16 protein-coding genes and 1 riboswitch are annotated in these 16,466 nt (G+C 41.6%); of the genes, 4 read left to right on the top strand and 12 right to left on the bottom strand.

What is annotated here, in order from left to right:
• Nucleotides 1–106 precede the first annotated feature (106 nt).
• On the bottom strand, nt 107–1,123 hold the full coding sequence (locus ACMUMJ_RS01120) for an AI-2E family transporter (protein WP_414676955.1): 1,017 nt from the start codon (nt 1,121–1,123) through the stop codon (nt 107–109).
• Between the two features lie 12 nt (nt 1,124–1,135).
• Nucleotides 1,136–2,599 (bottom strand): exodeoxyribonuclease I, encoded by a 1,464-nt coding sequence (gene sbcB, locus ACMUMJ_RS01115; RefSeq protein WP_414676954.1) that lies wholly within the window; start codon nt 2,597–2,599, stop codon nt 1,136–1,138.
• A 79-nt stretch (nt 2,600–2,678) separates the two neighbouring features.
• Here sbcB and ACMUMJ_RS01110 point away from each other — a divergent pair, with 79 nt between their 5' ends.
• Nucleotides 2,679–3,182, top strand: coding sequence for a YchJ family protein (locus ACMUMJ_RS01110; protein WP_414676953.1), 504 nt, complete (start codon nt 2,679–2,681; stop codon nt 3,180–3,182).
• A 48-nt stretch (nt 3,183–3,230) separates the two neighbouring features.
• Entirely contained in the window at nt 3,231–3,866 is a 636-nt protein-coding gene (locus ACMUMJ_RS01105; RefSeq protein WP_414676952.1) for a GNAT family N-acetyltransferase, read from the top strand.
• A gap of 115 nt (nt 3,867–3,981) precedes the next feature.
• Here the strand turns inward: ACMUMJ_RS01105 and ACMUMJ_RS01100 are convergent, their stop codons facing one another.
• Genes ACMUMJ_RS01100 through alc form a run of 3 tightly spaced genes read right to left on the bottom strand, consistent with a single transcriptional unit; the run spans nt 3,982 to nt 6,862 of the window.
• Nucleotides 3,982–5,286: a urate hydroxylase PuuD gene (locus ACMUMJ_RS01100; protein WP_414676951.1), complete on the bottom strand. Its 1,305-nt coding sequence runs from the start codon at nt 5,284–5,286 to the stop codon at nt 3,982–3,984.
• 10 nt (nt 5,287–5,296) lie between these two features.
• Complete coding sequence (locus ACMUMJ_RS01095) at nt 5,297–5,827, bottom strand: ureidoglycolate lyase (RefSeq protein ID WP_527195812.1); 531 nt, start codon at nt 5,825–5,827, stop codon at nt 5,297–5,299.
• Between the two features lie 42 nt (nt 5,828–5,869).
• Nucleotides 5,870–6,862, bottom strand: a complete 993-nt coding sequence (alc, locus tag ACMUMJ_RS01090) for an allantoicase (protein ID WP_414676949.1) — start codon at nt 6,860–6,862, stop codon at nt 5,870–5,872.
• Nucleotides 6,863–7,077: 215 nt separating this feature from the next.
• Between alc and ACMUMJ_RS01085 the strand changes: the two genes are divergently transcribed.
• Together ACMUMJ_RS01085 and aroA are read left to right on the top strand one after the other, a co-directional pair.
• Nucleotides 7,078–7,965 carry a MurR/RpiR family transcriptional regulator gene (locus ACMUMJ_RS01085; protein WP_414676948.1) on the top strand — a complete coding sequence of 296 codons (888 nt, stop codon included), beginning with the start codon at nt 7,078–7,080 and terminating at the stop codon, nt 7,963–7,965.
• Nucleotides 7,966–8,134: 169 nt separating this feature from the next.
• Nucleotides 8,135–9,409: a 3-phosphoshikimate 1-carboxyvinyltransferase gene (gene aroA / locus ACMUMJ_RS01080; protein ID WP_414676947.1), complete on the top strand. Its 1,275-nt coding sequence runs from the start codon at nt 8,135–8,137 to the stop codon at nt 9,407–9,409.
• A gap of 171 nt (nt 9,410–9,580) precedes the next feature.
• Here the strand turns inward: aroA and ACMUMJ_RS01075 are convergent, their stop codons facing one another.
• The 7 genes from ACMUMJ_RS01075 to ACMUMJ_RS01045 all read right to left on the bottom strand — a co-directional run bounded on the left by ACMUMJ_RS01075 (nt 9,581) and on the right by ACMUMJ_RS01045 (nt 16,456).
• The gene (locus ACMUMJ_RS01075) at nt 9,581–9,955 is read right to left on the bottom strand and encodes a hypothetical protein (RefSeq protein WP_414676946.1); all 375 of its coding nucleotides are present in this window, start codon (nt 9,953–9,955) and stop codon (nt 9,581–9,583) included.
• Nucleotides 9,956–10,124: 169 nt separating this feature from the next.
• The gene (gene thiH / locus ACMUMJ_RS01070) at nt 10,125–11,294 is read right to left on the bottom strand and encodes a 2-iminoacetate synthase ThiH (RefSeq protein ID WP_414676945.1); all 1,170 of its coding nucleotides are present in this window, start codon (nt 11,292–11,294) and stop codon (nt 10,125–10,127) included.
• The gene (locus tag ACMUMJ_RS01065) at nt 11,294–12,082 is read right to left on the bottom strand and encodes a thiazole synthase (protein ID WP_414676944.1); all 789 of its coding nucleotides are present in this window, start codon (nt 12,080–12,082) and stop codon (nt 11,294–11,296) included. The genes thiH and ACMUMJ_RS01065 overlap by 1 nt, the downstream gene beginning before the upstream one ends.
• Before the next feature lies 1 nt (nt 12,083).
• Nucleotides 12,084–12,284 (bottom strand): sulfur carrier protein ThiS, encoded by a 201-nt coding sequence (thiS, locus tag ACMUMJ_RS01060; protein ID WP_414676943.1) that lies wholly within the window; start codon nt 12,282–12,284, stop codon nt 12,084–12,086.
• Complete coding sequence (thiE, locus tag ACMUMJ_RS01055; protein WP_414676942.1) at nt 12,284–13,915, bottom strand: thiamine phosphate synthase; 1,632 nt, start codon at nt 13,913–13,915, stop codon at nt 12,284–12,286. The genes thiS and thiE overlap by 1 nt, the downstream gene beginning before the upstream one ends.
• Nucleotides 13,915–15,945, bottom strand: coding sequence for a phosphomethylpyrimidine synthase ThiC (gene thiC, locus ACMUMJ_RS01050; RefSeq protein WP_414676941.1), 2,031 nt, complete (start codon nt 15,943–15,945; stop codon nt 13,915–13,917). The genes thiE and thiC overlap by 1 nt, the downstream gene beginning before the upstream one ends.
• Before the next feature lie 168 nt (nt 15,946–16,113).
• Nucleotides 16,114–16,216: riboswitch (TPP riboswitch) on the bottom strand.
• A gap of 99 nt (nt 16,217–16,315) precedes the next feature.
• The gene (locus tag ACMUMJ_RS01045) at nt 16,316–16,456 is read right to left on the bottom strand and encodes a hypothetical protein (protein WP_414676940.1); all 141 of its coding nucleotides are present in this window, start codon (nt 16,454–16,456) and stop codon (nt 16,316–16,318) included.
• Between the last annotated feature and the right edge of the window lie 10 nt (nt 16,457–16,466).

Here is a 16,466-nt window from a genome sequence, read left to right as displayed (position 1 = left end):
ATTTTTTTAAAGAGAGACATTTTTTACCTTCAAAGCGTTTTTACTTAGAATCACTAAATGTAATTATAACTCTATTCCAAAATAAAGCATGACATAAACATTATAGTCAATGATCTCCCAAAAGCACTGCAACCCAATGGGTTTTAGGGTTGGTTTCCATTGCAATTTTCACAATGATTGTCAGAGGGATCGATAACAGCATACCAACCGGCCCAAATACCCAGCCCCATAATAACAATGATAAAAAGACCACTAACGTAGAAAGCCCTAATCCTTTCCCCATGTATCTTGGCTCAATAATATTCCCGACAACTAAGTTAATCACCACATAACCAAGCGCCGTTAAACCTGCCGCAAAACCGCCTAATTGCACAAACGCCAACATAACAGCAGGAATGGCTGCGATAATCGAACCAATGTTAGGCACAAAATTCAGGAAAAAAGCAGAAACCCCCCACAGTATGGGAAAGTCGACACCCAAAATAAACAACCAAGTACTGACCACACAACCAGTTAGAATGCTCACAATGGTTTTAATCGCTAAGTAACGGTTCACCGCACTGGCGAAATCTTTAAAATTCTTCAGAGAAGAACGAGCATCACCCAATGCATGTGACAGCTTTTCAGGGAAGTCTGCCGCTTCGAATAATAAGAACACTACTGTCATTATGACTAGAAACGTATTCGTCAACACATTTCCAAGACCTGACAGGGTGTTAGCAACAACCTGCATTAAAACCGATGGGTCAAAGTATCCTCTTAATTGTTCACTAGAAACATGCAGCCCAAAACGATTAAGCAGCTCAATAATCCCCCCTAACTCTTGGGTCATGCGAATCTTATAATTTGGCAGCTCTTTATAGAAGCCATCTAACGATGCCCCAACAAACACCCCTAAAGATCCGACGCTAATCAGTATTAGCAATACAATAATTGTCACCGCAATCCATGTTGGCACACCTCGACGCCTTAAAGCCGCTAAAAAAGGCGCGCAGATTATGGCAATGAACGCAGACAACATAAAAGGCACGACAATTTCAGACGCCGCCTTCAAACCTGCAATGATAATCACCAAGGCAGACAGCCCAATCAACCAAGAAGTACCACGATTTAATTCACTCATTCTGATTCCTTTTTACTCGTATTCTTCATTCAGAGGATAAATACTTTGCCCGTAGTCTGCCAAGTCTTGCAACATGATTTGCCGAGCGTTTGTTAACGCCTCATCTTGTGCAATTTGATTGAGTTTTGCGAAATAGGCGTCCATATGAATACTGCCACCACCATCCGCTTCCATCAGGCGAACTCGTCGATATTCTTCCCACTCTTCACGCTGAGTATCGGACAATTGATCAGGGTAATTCCGCCCAATGTAACGCATTAGCATTTCAGGTAAACGTCGATCATCAAAAGATAAAGACAATTCAGATAAATGCTCTGGAGACGTTGTACGAATAATTTCCATGCGCTTTTTGTCATCATTTGAAAAGAACCCACCCGAATACAGCATTTCATCAGGATCCTTATGAACGGGGCGGGATTCTTGTAAAAAAACTTGTGATATTTTTTCTGTTAATCCCTGTGCATTTTTAATAATCGACAAATTCTTACGACACACATCCCCATCTAGAGCCAACCGTTCCACCACAGAAGCGTCCTTCAAAAAAGCACTCGGAGCAACCGCAGGGCAACGATTGTAATGCACAACTTTTAATGGAATACGCGACTCCCCTCCCAAATCCTCCGCTTTACTGAATACTCGATTACGAATGTCATCGACAGATAAATCCAATAGAACTTGTGCATCTTCCATTAGATCAAATAATATCACACCATTCTTGTTGGTTGGGTGAGGGGCAATCGGAACCACAAATGCAGCGTATTTTTTATCTCGGCCAAACATACCGGATATATGTAGGAAAGGCGTCATTTTGAATGCATTAATAAAAGTTTGTAGCTCAGATTTTTGACGCATTTTAAAATAATAGTCAAACAACTTTGGCTGTTTATCTTTAATTAACTTCGCCATTTCGATCGTGCCGTACACATCTGATAATGCATCATGAGCCTGCTCGTGCATAATGCCATTGGCCTTAGTCAGAGACTCCAATTTTAGAGAAACGTTACCTTCCTCGTCCGTAGGCCACTTAATTCCATCAGGTCGAATAGCGTACGCCATTCTCACCAAGTCGATGACATCCCAACGGGAGCAATTATTTTGCCATTCACGTGCATATGCATCGATAAAATTGCGGTAAAAACTAAAGCGCACCACTTCATCATCAAACCTTAAAGTGTTGTACCCAAGAGAACAGGTGCCAGGGACAGACAATTCTTTTTCGATTTCTTGCATAAACTCAGCTTCGCACAAGCCTTCCCTATTTGCATCTTGAGGGGCAATTCCTGTCAATAAGCAAGCTTCAGGGTTTGGCAAAACATCTTCAGCTAAGCGGCAATAAAACATAATTGGCTCGCCGATAAGGTTAAATTCCAAGTCTGTACGAATCCCTGCAAACTGTATGGGGCGGTCTTTAGCTGGATCAACGCCTGTAGTTTCAAAATCGAACCAAAAAAACGAGGTAGGTGCTGAAGAAGTCACTAATTATTCCTGTTAGACAATAAAATAAAAGGTATTATACGCACCTTGGGGATTTTTTGGCGACAAGAGGATAGAGAATATGCCGACACCGAGTAATTGCCCGTGCGGAACAGCACGTCCTTATGAAATGTGCTGCGCTATGTACCATAATAATCCTGGCACGGCGCCAACAGCAGAAACCCTAATGAGGTCTCGTTATTCTGCATTTACTTTGAATAAATTTGATTACATTCAAGACACGCAAAAATTGGACTCAGGCCAAGAACAATCGGCTGGAGACATTGCAGACAGTAACGATCATACCCAATGGATAAAACTGGAAGTTATCGACACACAAGACGGTGGAGAGAAAGACCAAACCGGCATGGTGTCATTTTGCGCCCACTTTAAAGAGGGCAAACACATAGGGCGTTTGTCCGAGCGTTCTCTATTCAAACGAATTAATGGTACTTGGTACTACACATCAGGTGAGCACGAAGTACAAGGTAATACACCGTTAATTAAAACACCCGACATGAACATTGGTCGTAACGATCCATGTCATTGCGGTTCCACTAAAAAATTTAAAAAATGCTGCGGCTAAGACACCTATTATTGTGAGCGAATTAAATGAGTATGTTGAGGTTTTTGTATGAACTGGGTTGAAATTCTTGGGTATGTTGCATCATTTTTAGTAGCAATATCTCTCATGATGAGCTCAATTGTTCGGCTTCGCTGGATCAATCTTGCTGGTGGCATTGCGTTTTCTGCTTATGGCTTCATTATTGGAGCCTACCCAGTTGCTGCGGTCAATGCATTTATTGCGTGCATTAATATTTTCTTTCTTATTAAAATTTATCGTTCACAGGTGGTGTTTAATGTCATCGAAAGTGGCTCAGAATCTGGGCAATCTGGTTACATCGGTTACTTTTTAGACTTCTTTTCTGCAGACATTGATGCAATTTACCCAGACTTTAAACGTCGCTTAAACATGCCGAATCGTGAATATTTTCTACTAACAGAAAAAGAGCACGTTGTTGGCATTATTTCAGGCATTCAGCACACAAAAAGTCACTTTGAAATCGATTTAGACATAGTGACTCCTGCTTATCGTGACTACAAATTGGGGAACTATTTATTTGGAGAGGACAACAATTTCGCTAGCAAGTTTGCTTTCACCAAAGTAACAGCCAATGTTCAAACAGAAGCATACCAAGCGTATTTATTAAAAGTGGGATTCATTCCAGAAAATCAACATATCTGGGAATACCGCATACCAAATACGTAATTATGCAAAGTTTGAAAATTAAAAATAATAGAAAATTAAAAAGGCCGTTCTATCAGCTTTTTTATTTTCACACTGTATGTTGTTTCTGGATTGAGCTGAATTCACACTTATATCACTATTCATGTGCTAAAAACCACTCTTCTACTGTCGCTCTTTCTTCATCCAACATTTTAGTTAGGTTCCCTAATGGCATGGTTTTTTGCAAGACAGACTGTTGATAAATTTTGATCCTCTGCGTTTGAATCTGTGCGGCCGTGTCAAACATAACGCCCGCTGGTGGGGTAGAAAACATTTGAAAGCTAGGTTGCGCACTGTGACACGTCGTGCATCTTGCCTCTACAATCATCTGAACTTTCTCATCCAGACTTTCAAGTAATGGCGCTTGCTTTGATTCTATGACACCACTTTCTAGGTTCGTCTTTACATTGACAACGTGTTTATTCACATTTTTACTCGCCGACAAACTCTGTTGATCCTGAACCGTGGAGTCACTTATCTGAGTTTTTTTCGGAAGTACATATCTTTCAGGTTGCGTAACCCATGCTAAGCTTAATAAGCAAAGGCAGGCTACAGGCAAAATCCACACAGATTTTTCCGGCTTGTGGCGAATATTAAAGTAATGTCTGATTCCTGCGCTTAATACAATAAGCACCATTAATATCAACCAATTCAGATCACTTCCGTAAGTCGAAGGATAATGATTGCTTATCATTATGAATAAAATTGGTAACGTTAAATAATTATTATGCCTAGAACGAAGCAGCGCTTTGGCTCCGTATTTAGGATCAACCGCTTCGCCTTTTCCTACCGCGGATAACAAAGCTCTTTGAGACGGCATAATGACGTGAGCAACATTCGCAACCATAATAGTACCGATCATAGCCCCTATATTTATAAAAGCGCCTCTCCCACTAAAAATAAGAGAGAGGCCATAGGCTACTAGAGCAAAGCTACCCAAACCTAAAATGGTAAGTAACATGGGTTTATGAGCTAGTGTATTACTTGCCAAATCATACACGATCCACGAAGCCAAAATACAAACCATACTGATCATCACGGCTTGCCAAGGTGCGAGTTCCAACACAGCTGGATCGATCAAATACAAACTGGCATTGAAGTAATATTGCACGATGAGCAAGCCCATACCTGTTAGCCAAGTAGTATAAGCCTCCCATTTAAACCAATGTAAGGTTTTCGGCATAACCTCTGGTGCTGTTTCGTATTTCTCTAATCGATAAATTCCTCCTCCATGAATCGCCCATAAATAGCCCGCTATGCCTTCTTTTTGTGGGCCACTGCGAACTAGATTATTTTCCAACCAATTAAAATAAAATGATGCACCTATCCACGCAATACCGGCCGTGATATGGAACCATCTAACAAATAAATTGAGCCATTCAAGTAAATGACCTTCTAACATAATTCCTCACTTAACTGGAAAATCGAGCAAAATCCGTTTCATCTATTTGATAAACGAATGCTTCATCAAATTCATACTCATCACAATTATGACCTGAGCCTATTCGGTCAATAACCAAAAAATCCGCCGCGTCACCCAAGGCAATTAAAGGATGGTGCCACGTGCCACACGCATAATTCACGCCTTGTGATGCCTTAGCCCAAAACACTTTCATTTTATGAATATCTGGACGATGTTCATCCAATGATGGAGCAACCACAATAAGATACGGTTTTTGATTCAGTGGCATAAATGCTTGTGACCCTAATGGATGGCGCTCTAGCATACTGATACGCAAAGGAAAGACTCTGGCATCTCCACGAAATATACTAATTCCAACATTGGCTGGATTGACGTCATCCGACACAATATCTACTTTCGCAAGATCATGGAAACGCGTTGTCGTCCCTTTATTTATTAAATAATGAGTCGCTGCGTTTTGAGCATCAATAACATCTCCATAGAATTGGAAGTTCTCTGGCGTTAATCGGTCTATCTGCATGTGCATACTTCACCTTTTATAAAATACATTTATCATCATGCATTATGAAAATATCGGTTTACCCAATAAACGTATTCGGCTAACACCCCCATCCGGAAAGATATTTAAACGAATGTGCGTAACTTTACCCACTGCGGCGATTTCTTCATTAAAACAATGCTCATAATCCGCTTTCAAACTTTGCTTAGGCAACAGTTCTTGCCAATAAATACTTTGAGCCGCCAGACTGGTGTCAGGCAACCCTTCAATGTTTGCATATTGAATAGAGCAAGCATCTGGGAAATTGCCTTTAAAATACGCCGTATCTACTACTATTGAATGGATCTCTCCAGCATGCCCCAGAGCCATAATGACCCAATCGTTGCCGGGTTCTCTGCGTCGTCGAGTCTCCCAACCGTCTCCCATATTCAACCCTTTACCCGGTAGGTTTAAATTTTGAATACAGCCATAGTGTTCATCGTTTGCCTCTATGGCTCTTCCACCATGTTCCAAAGCAAGTAAATCGATATTCGTGGCATGTTTAAAAGATTGCCAATCAATATTAGGTTGACCATACACTCGCAAACGCGCCACACCGCCATCAGGGTAGATAGTTAATTTCACATGAGTAAATACTTGTTGGCTCTGAACGTCGACAAGATGCTGCTTGTCGCCTTCTAGAGAAACAGTCTCCGTTATATCCACCCATACAGTTTCGTCGCTTATCTCACCTTCAGCATAGCAGGCTTGTATTAACGCCGCTGGAGGGTAATTTCCTGTAAAATGCCGTGTGTCTATATCTAAAACATTGATTCGCCCAGATACACCTAATTTCACAATGCAATAATCATAACCTTCTGTTCTTTTTCGACGAGATTCCCAGCCGTCCATCCATTTGCCATGCTCATCGTACTTACCTTCTATAAACACGGCATCATGATCTTGTAACATACGTTCTTTAGGCGCAAAAAAATCATCGCTCGCATAGATCGCTTGTGCCCCTAACCTTTCTGAGGCCAAATTAACACCGTACCAGTTTGTAGATTTATTAGACATAGACGCTCCTAGAAAACACAAAAAGACAGAATAGTTAAAACACCCAAAAAAAACAATAATTTCACAATAACAAAAAAGAAACAATTGTTTCGTATTTATTCTTGAAAATATCCTATCTTTTCGAGACATTTTGCAATCAACAAAGTTTAGCCCTTCCAAGAACCTCTTTTTTCCGTCATTATTCCCTAAACTTTGTCTATGAAATCAATGAAACAATGCAAGACCAATCAATAGAGCAACGAATTAAAGAGATTTACGAAAAGTTATCTCCAACACAACAGAAGCTAGCAACTTGCATCCTTAACCACCAAGGAGACATTGCAACCTATTCAGCGACGGAATTATCTAAGCTGGCAGGAGTTTCAAAATCAGCTGTTACCCGTTTACTACAACGACTTGGTTATCGTGACTTTGGGGAAGTTAAAAAGCAGGTGCGAACAGCAAGGCGATGGGGAGCACCTGTCGCGCAAAAAATATCCGAAGGACAAACATTATCCACCTTGTTTCAAGATCACATTAAGTGCGATCAAAACAACATTCAAAAAACACTCGAATCCATTCATCCAGAAAGCTATCAAACCGCCATTACGTGGATTAGTCAGGCACAAAAAGTCTATATCATTGGTTATCGAAATAATTATGCACTGGGATTGCACTTACGCCAGCAATTGACACAATGCCGCTCCAATATCACGCTTCTTCCGATTCCAGGTCAAACCTTGGGAGAAGAAGTCGCTTCTTTCATGAAAGAAGACATTGTGATTGTAATGGGCATACGTCGCCGACCTTCGTGGCTAAAAAATCTCATGGGCACCATTAAAACAAAAGGCATTCGTTTGATCTACATTACCGATCATGCGGATGTGGCCCCAAGTGACATCAGCGATTTGCATTTTTCATGTGCTGTACGTGGTGTCTCTGCCTTCGATTCTTATGCCAGTGTCATGAACCTTATTAGCATGATGGCGAACAGTGTGTATCAAGAGTCTTATAATGATGCTCATACTCGCATTCAAAAAATTGAATCAACGTACAAAACACTCAATGAGTTAGACATGGCGGCATTAACGAATGGTGCATCATTAGACGATGTGGATGATTAGTTTGCATCATGAATACCCGATTAAAGACGGTTCTACCGTTAGCTAATTCAAAAATCATTCTTAATGTCTTTTGAGTCAGAACAATGTCCTAACCTGTTTACTGGTCATCACTAAAACGTAACGAATTATCAATATTAAACTATCACGCTTATCAACATCAGGAATTACAATGCATTCAATTACTCTTGGCCCCCTAACCTCTGCTAATGGTGAAATTCAGATTCCAGGATCAAAAAGCCTATCAAATAGAATTTTACTGCTGGCAGCGTTAGCAAAAGGCACGACTCGGATTACCAATCTATTAGAAAGTGATGACATCCGACATATGCTCAATGCACTTACCTCTCTTGGTATCAAGTACACCCTTGAAGATCAAAACACCTGTATTGTTGAAGGCAATGGTGGCCCATTTAACGCGACTGAAGCGGACCTCTTCCTTGGCAATGCGGGTACGGCAATGCGCCCTTTGACCGCGGCATTATGTTTAGGCGAAGGTCAATTCCGCTTACATGGTGAGCCAAGAATGCACGAACGACCAATTGGCGATTTAGTTAAATCATTAAAAGCCCTAGGCGTTGATATAGAATACCAAGAGACCGAAGGTTACCCACCATTGCTTATTAAAGCGAATGGCTTATCTGGTGGTGAAGTGTCTATTAAAGGCCATATTTCTAGCCAATTTTTAACGGCTATTTTAATGTCTGCGCCCCTCGCTCAATCCGATTTAACCATTCATGTTGACGGTGATTTGGTTTCTAAGCCTTACATCGATATCACTCTACATGCTATGAAACAATTTGGTGTTGTTGTAGAAAACAATAACTACCAATCCTTCATTGTTAAAGGCCAGCAAACATACCAAAGCCCAGGCGATATTATGGTTGAGGGTGATGCCTCTTCTGCGTCTTACTTCCTTGCAGCCGCAGCCATTGCGGGCGGTAAAATCAAAGTGCACGGTGTTGGCTCAGATAGCGTCCAAGGTGATGTCAAATTTGCAGAAGTCTTATCTGCAATGGGAGCAAAAATCACCTATGGGCCAACATGGATCGAAGCTGAAAAAGATCAATTGAATGGCGTTGATTTGGATATGAACCACATTCCAGATGCGGCTATGACGATTGCCACTACCGCTCTTTTTGCAAACGGCCCGACACGTATTCGTAATATTTATAACTGGCGTGTAAAAGAAACAGACCGTTTAGCTGCGATGGCAACCGAATTGAAAAAATTAGGAGCCACAGTCGACGAAGGTGAAGATTATATTTACGTTGAACCATTAAAAGACGTAAAACATGCGGCTATTGATACTTACGATGATCATCGTATCGCGATGTGTTTTTCATTAGTCGCTTTCTCTAACTCACAGGTGACGATTAATGACCCAGGCTGTACATCAAAAACCTTCCCGACGTATTTTGACTTATTTGGAAAAGTTTCAAGCTAGCTATTGGACCTTTACCTAAAAAGCATAGCAAAAAAAAACCCCAACTTAATTAAGTTGGGGTTAACGAGGGTCTGTACAGAGGCTAGTTTAAACAAACTCAATAGGACTGGGATAAAACGTCAAGTCACAAAAAATACTTGTCTAAAGACTGCAGACAAAACTAATGCTGTATTAACCTTTGTCTTCCATTTTGTCCTTCATTTTATCCTTCATTTCTTTGCCATACTTACCGTGTTTACCACGATGTTTCTTCATTTTTTGCAATTTTTCGACTTGCTCTGGAGTCAATAAAGCTTCCAATTGTGTCTTATGAGATTCACGTAACGTTTTCATTTCTAATGAATTTTTCTCTAGCAAGGTCGTTACTTCCGCTTTAGTCGCGTCATCTAATTCCAATACATGAGCCAAACGATCTGCCATTTTGGATGAATCATGCATTCCATTTCCATTTTTATGACCGTCAGCCATAACATTGGTTGCTAAAGATGCCGTGACCAAAGCCGTAAAGCCGACTGCGCTCATTAGTCCCATTTTTTTAACATTCATAATGATCTCCTATTTGTTTCTATTTCGTTCGTTTCGATGAGTTCATTATGAATCACTTTATTGTCAATGTGTGTCAAACTCAGGTAACCACTAGGTAAAGGTTGTCAGATGACCGTCAGTAACTTTAGTTTCGTGCAAATAACGCGACCCAACTCTACTTGAATTCAAGTTATGAGTTGTACGCTTTATCCCAATCTTTCCAAATTACCTCTAAGCCATGAGACTGGATTAATTTGGCAATGTCAGAAACCTGTCTCTCATCCGATATTTCAAATTGCTTTAATGCGGATTGAGCATCTTCTGCGTAACCACCCGGTTGAGTTTTTGATTCTGCACTCATGCTGGTAAAGCCGATAGGCAATACATGATCTCGAAAATGTGCGGATTCACGTGTCGACAACGAAAGCTCTACATCTGCATCGAACAGTCGCCAAGCACAGACTAATTGGACTAATTGTTTATCGGTAATTTCGGATCCCACCTCTATACCTCCTTCACAGGGTCGAATGCGTGGAAAGGAGATACTAAAACGAGATCGCCAATACTGTTTTTGTAAGTGACGTAAATGATGCGCCAGAAACACGCTGTCCGTTCGCCAATCGTCCAATCCTAACAACACACCTAAACCAATTTTGTGCACCTGTGCTTGGCCAATCCTATCAGGAGCATCCAAACGATAATTAAAATCCGACTTCTTACCCTTGATATGATGTTTTGCGTACGTCGTTTTGTTGTAGGTTTCTTGATAAACCAAAACAGCGTTCAAACCCAAGCCACGTAAAGCAGAATACTCATCCACCTCTAATGGCTGAATCTCCATTGAAAGGTAGTTAAAGGATGGCGTAATGATTGGCAGCATTTTTTTAAAATACGACAAAGACACTTTTGATGTCTCACCAGTGACCAGTAATATGTGATCAAACCCTTTTGTTTTTAACGCACGTACTTCATTTTCAACATCACTTTCATTAAGTGTCAAACGTTTAATAGGATTACTCATCGAAAAGCCGCAGTAACTGCATTCGTTCGCACAGGTATTCGACAAATACAAAGGCGCAAACAAACTCATACCAAAACCAAAGCGCTGTCGAGTAAGTTGCTGACTTTTGGCTACCATTTCAGGTAAAAAAGCTTGAGCAGCAGGGGATACCAGCGTGATAAAATCGTCTATTTGAAGATTTTTTTTCACCAAGACCCTTCGAACATCTTCTGCGGTTTGACTGTCAATACTTGCCGCCGTGGTTTGCCAATTTAGCGACGATACGACATCGCTAAATTGACCCTGAACAGCAGTCGATTGACCGATAAAATTTAATGGTGCAGCAATACTGTTCGACATTAGACCAATCCTGCTAAAAAATCGGTCATTGGGCTCGACGCCGCCGCATGCTCTTCCATAGCCAGACCAGAGCGAAACGCCAAACGCCCAGCTTCTACCGCTAAACAAAAGGCATATCCCATGGATTCTGGTTGGCGGGCCACCGCCATTGCGGTATTTACCAAAACAGCATCTGCACCCAATTGCATGGCTAATGCCGCATCCGCAGGGGAGCCAATCCCAGCATCGACAATGACAGGAACACTGCTTTGTTCAATAATAATTTCCAAAAAGGTACGGCTGGCCAATCCTTTGTTTGATCCGATAGGCGAGCCTAATGGCATAACACAATGACAACCAACTTCCTCCAACCTTTTACACAAAACAGGATCAGCGTGAACATAAGGCATCACAATAAACCCCTGCTTTATAAGTTGCTCTGCTGCTTCGAGTGTTTCAACTGGATCTGGCATTAAATAGCGTGAGTCAGGGTGAATTTCTAGTTTCACCCAATTGGTCTCTAACGCTTCTCTTGATAAATTCGCAGCGAATACCGCTTCCTTTGCGGTTCTCGCTCCAGAAGTATTTGGCAACAATTTCATTCCGTGCTGTTGTAATGGCTGCAAGATATTATCACTTTGATTAACAAAATCCATCCGTCGCAGAGACAAGGTGACTAACTCACTGCCACTGGCTTTAATTGATTCAATCATTGATTCTGAATTGGCGTACTTTCCTGTCCCAGTAAACAAACGTGACTGAAATGAATGGTCGCTAATAATAAGAGGATCATTTTTTATCGTATTCATGTTATCCACCCACGATCGATTCAAAAATTAGTACCGTGTCTCCATGACGTATCAAGGTCTTTCCCCATACGCTTTTAGGCACAATGTCGTCATTCAGAGCGACAGCGACGCCCTCTTTATTTGATTCTAAATGCCGAATTAAGTCTTCCACCGATTCGCCAGAGAACGAAAACAAAGAATCATTAAGTTGGATCTCTTTCATTACACAGTCATCCTTTTTCTTGATACGTTATAAGAAGACATTCTTTGCAAAAAACCCGTCACAACGGCTTCAGGGTTAGATGATTCAGTAATCGCCGTCACCATCGCAATACCATCCACATTGGTCTGTAAAACATCATCAAAGGCGGCTTCCCCAATGCCTCCAATGGCGACAGTGGGATACACGCCTGATAACAAGCGAATGTATTTTGTTAATCGCTCTATACCTTGTGGTTGAGAAGGCATGTCTTTGGTTTTTGTTGGAAAAATATGACCAAGAGCAATGTAGCTAGGGCTCACATTTTGCGCTCTCGCTATTTCAAAATAACCATGAGTACTCACCCCCAGACGAAGCCCAGACGCGGCAATGTAGGCCAAATCGGCTTCAAGCAAATCCTCTTGACCAAGATGAACACCATAAGCACCGTATTCAATGGCTTTTTGCCAATAATCATTAATGAAAACCTGAGCACTGTAGCGTTTACCAAGCTTGACCGCTGTTTTGATGTTTTGGTCTAAACAGGGTGATTGAGGGTTTTTGATGCGCAATTGAATCGTTTGAATGCCCGCTTTCAGTAACCGCTCAATCCATTCAGGGGAATCGACCACTGGATACAACCCGAATGAACGAGGCTCCATGGATAAAAATGGCTGAGTAGACCGATCCGATTGAAAAACGTCTTGTTCGTTTGAAGTCAGTATCTCGGGCAAATGCTCAATTTTATCTGGCCAACCACACGTCCCTAAAGGCCCCTCTCCTTTACCCACTTGATAGCTTTTTTCTAGAGCATGATTAATATAACTTTTCGCTAAGGTGATACTGTCTAGCGTATCGTACCCTAAAGACAAAAAAGCACTTAATGCCGTTGCAAAACTGCATCCTGTTCCACGGCTGTGACTCTGTGTTTGCCTTTTCGATGAAAAACCAATAGGGAAAGACAAACCCTCCACCTTCACACTGGAGGTAAAAAGCCAATCTACACAGTCTTCAGAAGCATTCGACTTTCCCCAAGCATGGCCACCTTTAATCAACCATTTTTTCTCTCTAAAGCTCGGTGACTGCACCATAAACGCATTAAAACATTCAAATAAACGGCTAGTGATCGATGAATCAATTATCGGTCGATCCTCCTTCAGGTTCACCATCAACGCGAATTCATCGGTATTTGGCGTAATCCAATCCACTATTGTCAGAAGCGCCATTAACGATTCAAACGAATCATGCCCTTCAGCTTCATCATGAATAGAGGAACAAAATAAGCTCTGCCCCGTGGAAGAGACGCCCACAGGATCAAGCACAATTTGACAATCTGGGTAGCCAATCTTTATTTTCTTTAACCAAAAAGACGTCGCCAGCATTAATTCATAATTAGACAAGAGTCCAATTTTTATAATGTTTGGCTGCATGTCCGATAAAATGCTTTCCCACTGCGCATCAAATTGCTGCTTTGCAATGGGAAATACATGGGAGACACCTTGTGAGTTTTGAGCAGTTAACGACGTGACAACGGTGACAATATGCACGCCTAAATCCTGCCCAACACGGATATCAGCTTGTAAGCCAGCATGCGCACTCGGGTCAGAGCCCCCGACACACAAAACAATCGGCATTAATGAGTTTGTTGAGAACATTAATCCTCCTCACGTTGTAACTGCTTACCCTGATTGAGTGACACCTCATCCTGTAATCGATCCGTTGTTAAATACACATCGCTGCCTAGTGCTTTAAATTGCTCAGACATTTTTTGCATACCTGATTGGGCATCTAAATCCGTGAGCTCTGTTGCGTCAATACGCTGTAGTTTTGTGTCATCAAGACCTTTGGCATAGTCCCTTACTTCTTGTGTAATTTTCATCGAGCAGAACTTTGGTCCACACATAGAACAAAAATGAGCCACTTTTCCTGACGCCTGAGGAATCGTTTCGTCGTGATAGGCTCTTGCTCTGATTGGGTCTAGAGAGAGGTTAAACTGATCTTCCCAACGAAACTCAAAACGAGCTTTAGACAAAGCATTATCACGCACTTGAGCGCCCGGATGTCCTTTTGCCAAATCCGCAGCATGGGCCGCAATTTTGTAGGTAATTAAACCTTCTTTAACGTCTTCTTTGTTTGGTAAGCCTAAATGCTCTTTTGGTGTGACATAACACAACATGGCACAGCCATACCAACCAATTTGTGCGGCACCAATGCCTGATGTGATGTGATCATACGCAGGGGCGATATCTTGTGTTAACGGGCCTAATGTATAAAACGGTGCTTCATGACAGTGCTTCAACTGCTCCGCCATATTTTCTTCAATCAGTTGCATCGGTACGTGGCCTGGACCTTCAATCATAACCTGCACATCGTATTCCCAAGCCACCTTGGTTAATTCACCCAAGGTTCTTAACTCTGACATCTGAGCCTCGTCGTTCGCATCCAGAATAGACCCGGGACGCAAACCATCACCCAAAGACAATGCCACATCATATTGAGCACAAATTTCACAAACTTCTCGAAAACGCGTGTAAATGAAATTCTCTTCATGATGAGATAAGCACCATTTCGCCATAATCGAACCACCGCGAGACACAATGCCAGTCAAACGCTTCGCTGTCATGGGGACAAAACGCAATAACACTCCCGCATGGATAGTAAAATAATCCACTCCTTGCTCGGCTTGCTCAAGTAAGGTGTCACGAAATACGTCCCAATTTAAATCTTCAGCTACGCCATTCACTTTTTCCAACGCTTGATAAATAGGAACCGTTCCGATTGGTACAGGTGAGTTTCTCAGTATCCATTCTCGGGTCTCATGAATGTTTTTACCCGTGGACAAATCCATCACGGTGTCTGCACCCCAACGAGTCGACCAAACCAGTTTCTCAACTTCTTCTTCAATCGATGAAGTTACGGCTGAATTACCGATGTTTGCATTCACCTTAACTAAGAAGTTGCGCCCTATGATCATTGGCTCGGATTCAGGGTGATTAATATTATTCGGTATGATTGCACGGCCTCTCGCCACTTCATCACGAACAAACTCTGGTGTAATGTGTTGCTGAATATTCGCTCCGACGCTTTTCCCTGAATGTTGTCTACGCAAGAGCTCGCCTTGAATTGCATCAAAATTTTGGTTTTCACGAATGGCTATGAATTCCATCTCAGGCGTAATAATGCCTTGTCGAGCGTAATGCATCTGCGTTACGTTTTTACCTGGCTTTGCTTTCTCTGGTTTTGGTAAATTCTTAAAACGTAATTCATCCAAAGCCGCATTTTCTAAGCGTTCATTAGAAAACTTCGACGATAATTGTGTTAATTGTTCCGTATCTTTACGAGCATCAATCCAACTTTCTCTTAACCTTGGTAACCCTTTATGGACATCGATCGTTGCCTTAGGGTCTGCATACGCGCCGGAGCAATCGTAAATATAAATGGGGTCATTTGATTCAAAGGTGAGATTGTTTGGATCTGAACCAATCGCAGTATCAGAGACATTAATTTGACGCATAGGAACACGGATAGAGGGATCTGAACCTTCAATATAGATGCGTTCTGAAGAAGGAAAAGGTGTCGCTTGAAGCGATTCAATAAAGGCTTTAGCTGCTTGACGAGATGCTTCTCGGCTGACTTTATTTGGTTTTTTTATAATGTTGTTTACTGATTCATTATTCGATGACATAAGCCGTTCCCTAAAAGTAAAATGAGAATTGCTTGTCTAAAATGAGGCTCATTGAAGGCATTCCAAAAATGGAATTATGCTTCAAAAATTTTCTACAGGGATTAATACGACAGCACCAAATACAACCGTAAAATCCCGGTAGAAGTACATTCGATGCAGAAAAGAAAAGATTACGATTTTCTTGTTTCCTACGCAGGTTTTTAACCCTGATCAGGTTCTGCGGATCCCGCTTATAAGCGATCTCAGCCAAATGGCACTCCGACAAGTAATTGCACAATACCCAGTAATAATACGCTTGTAAAGCCTTAAAATTTGTCTGGTTATGTGAGAGCCATATTCATTTGGCGTATTTTTAATGTTACAGGCAACATTAAAATTCATCGACGGCTAGGACTTTGCGCCCTTGACTAAGCAGTTCCTCTACTCGATTTTTCATATTAGTAAACGCGTCTTCAGAGCCCCAACTGATCGAACCCGCCTCTTCCACGCAATTCTCTTTGCCAATGCTCACACCCTACTCA

Origin of the sequence: Marinomonas phycocola, from assembly GCF_047525455.1 — a bacterium.
In the GTDB taxonomy this organism is placed as follows: domain Bacteria; phylum Pseudomonadota; class Gammaproteobacteria; order Pseudomonadales; family Marinomonadaceae; genus Marinomonas.
The sequence above is the reverse complement of the archived record's forward strand: the minus strand, read 5'-3'. Positions and strand labels throughout refer to the sequence as shown.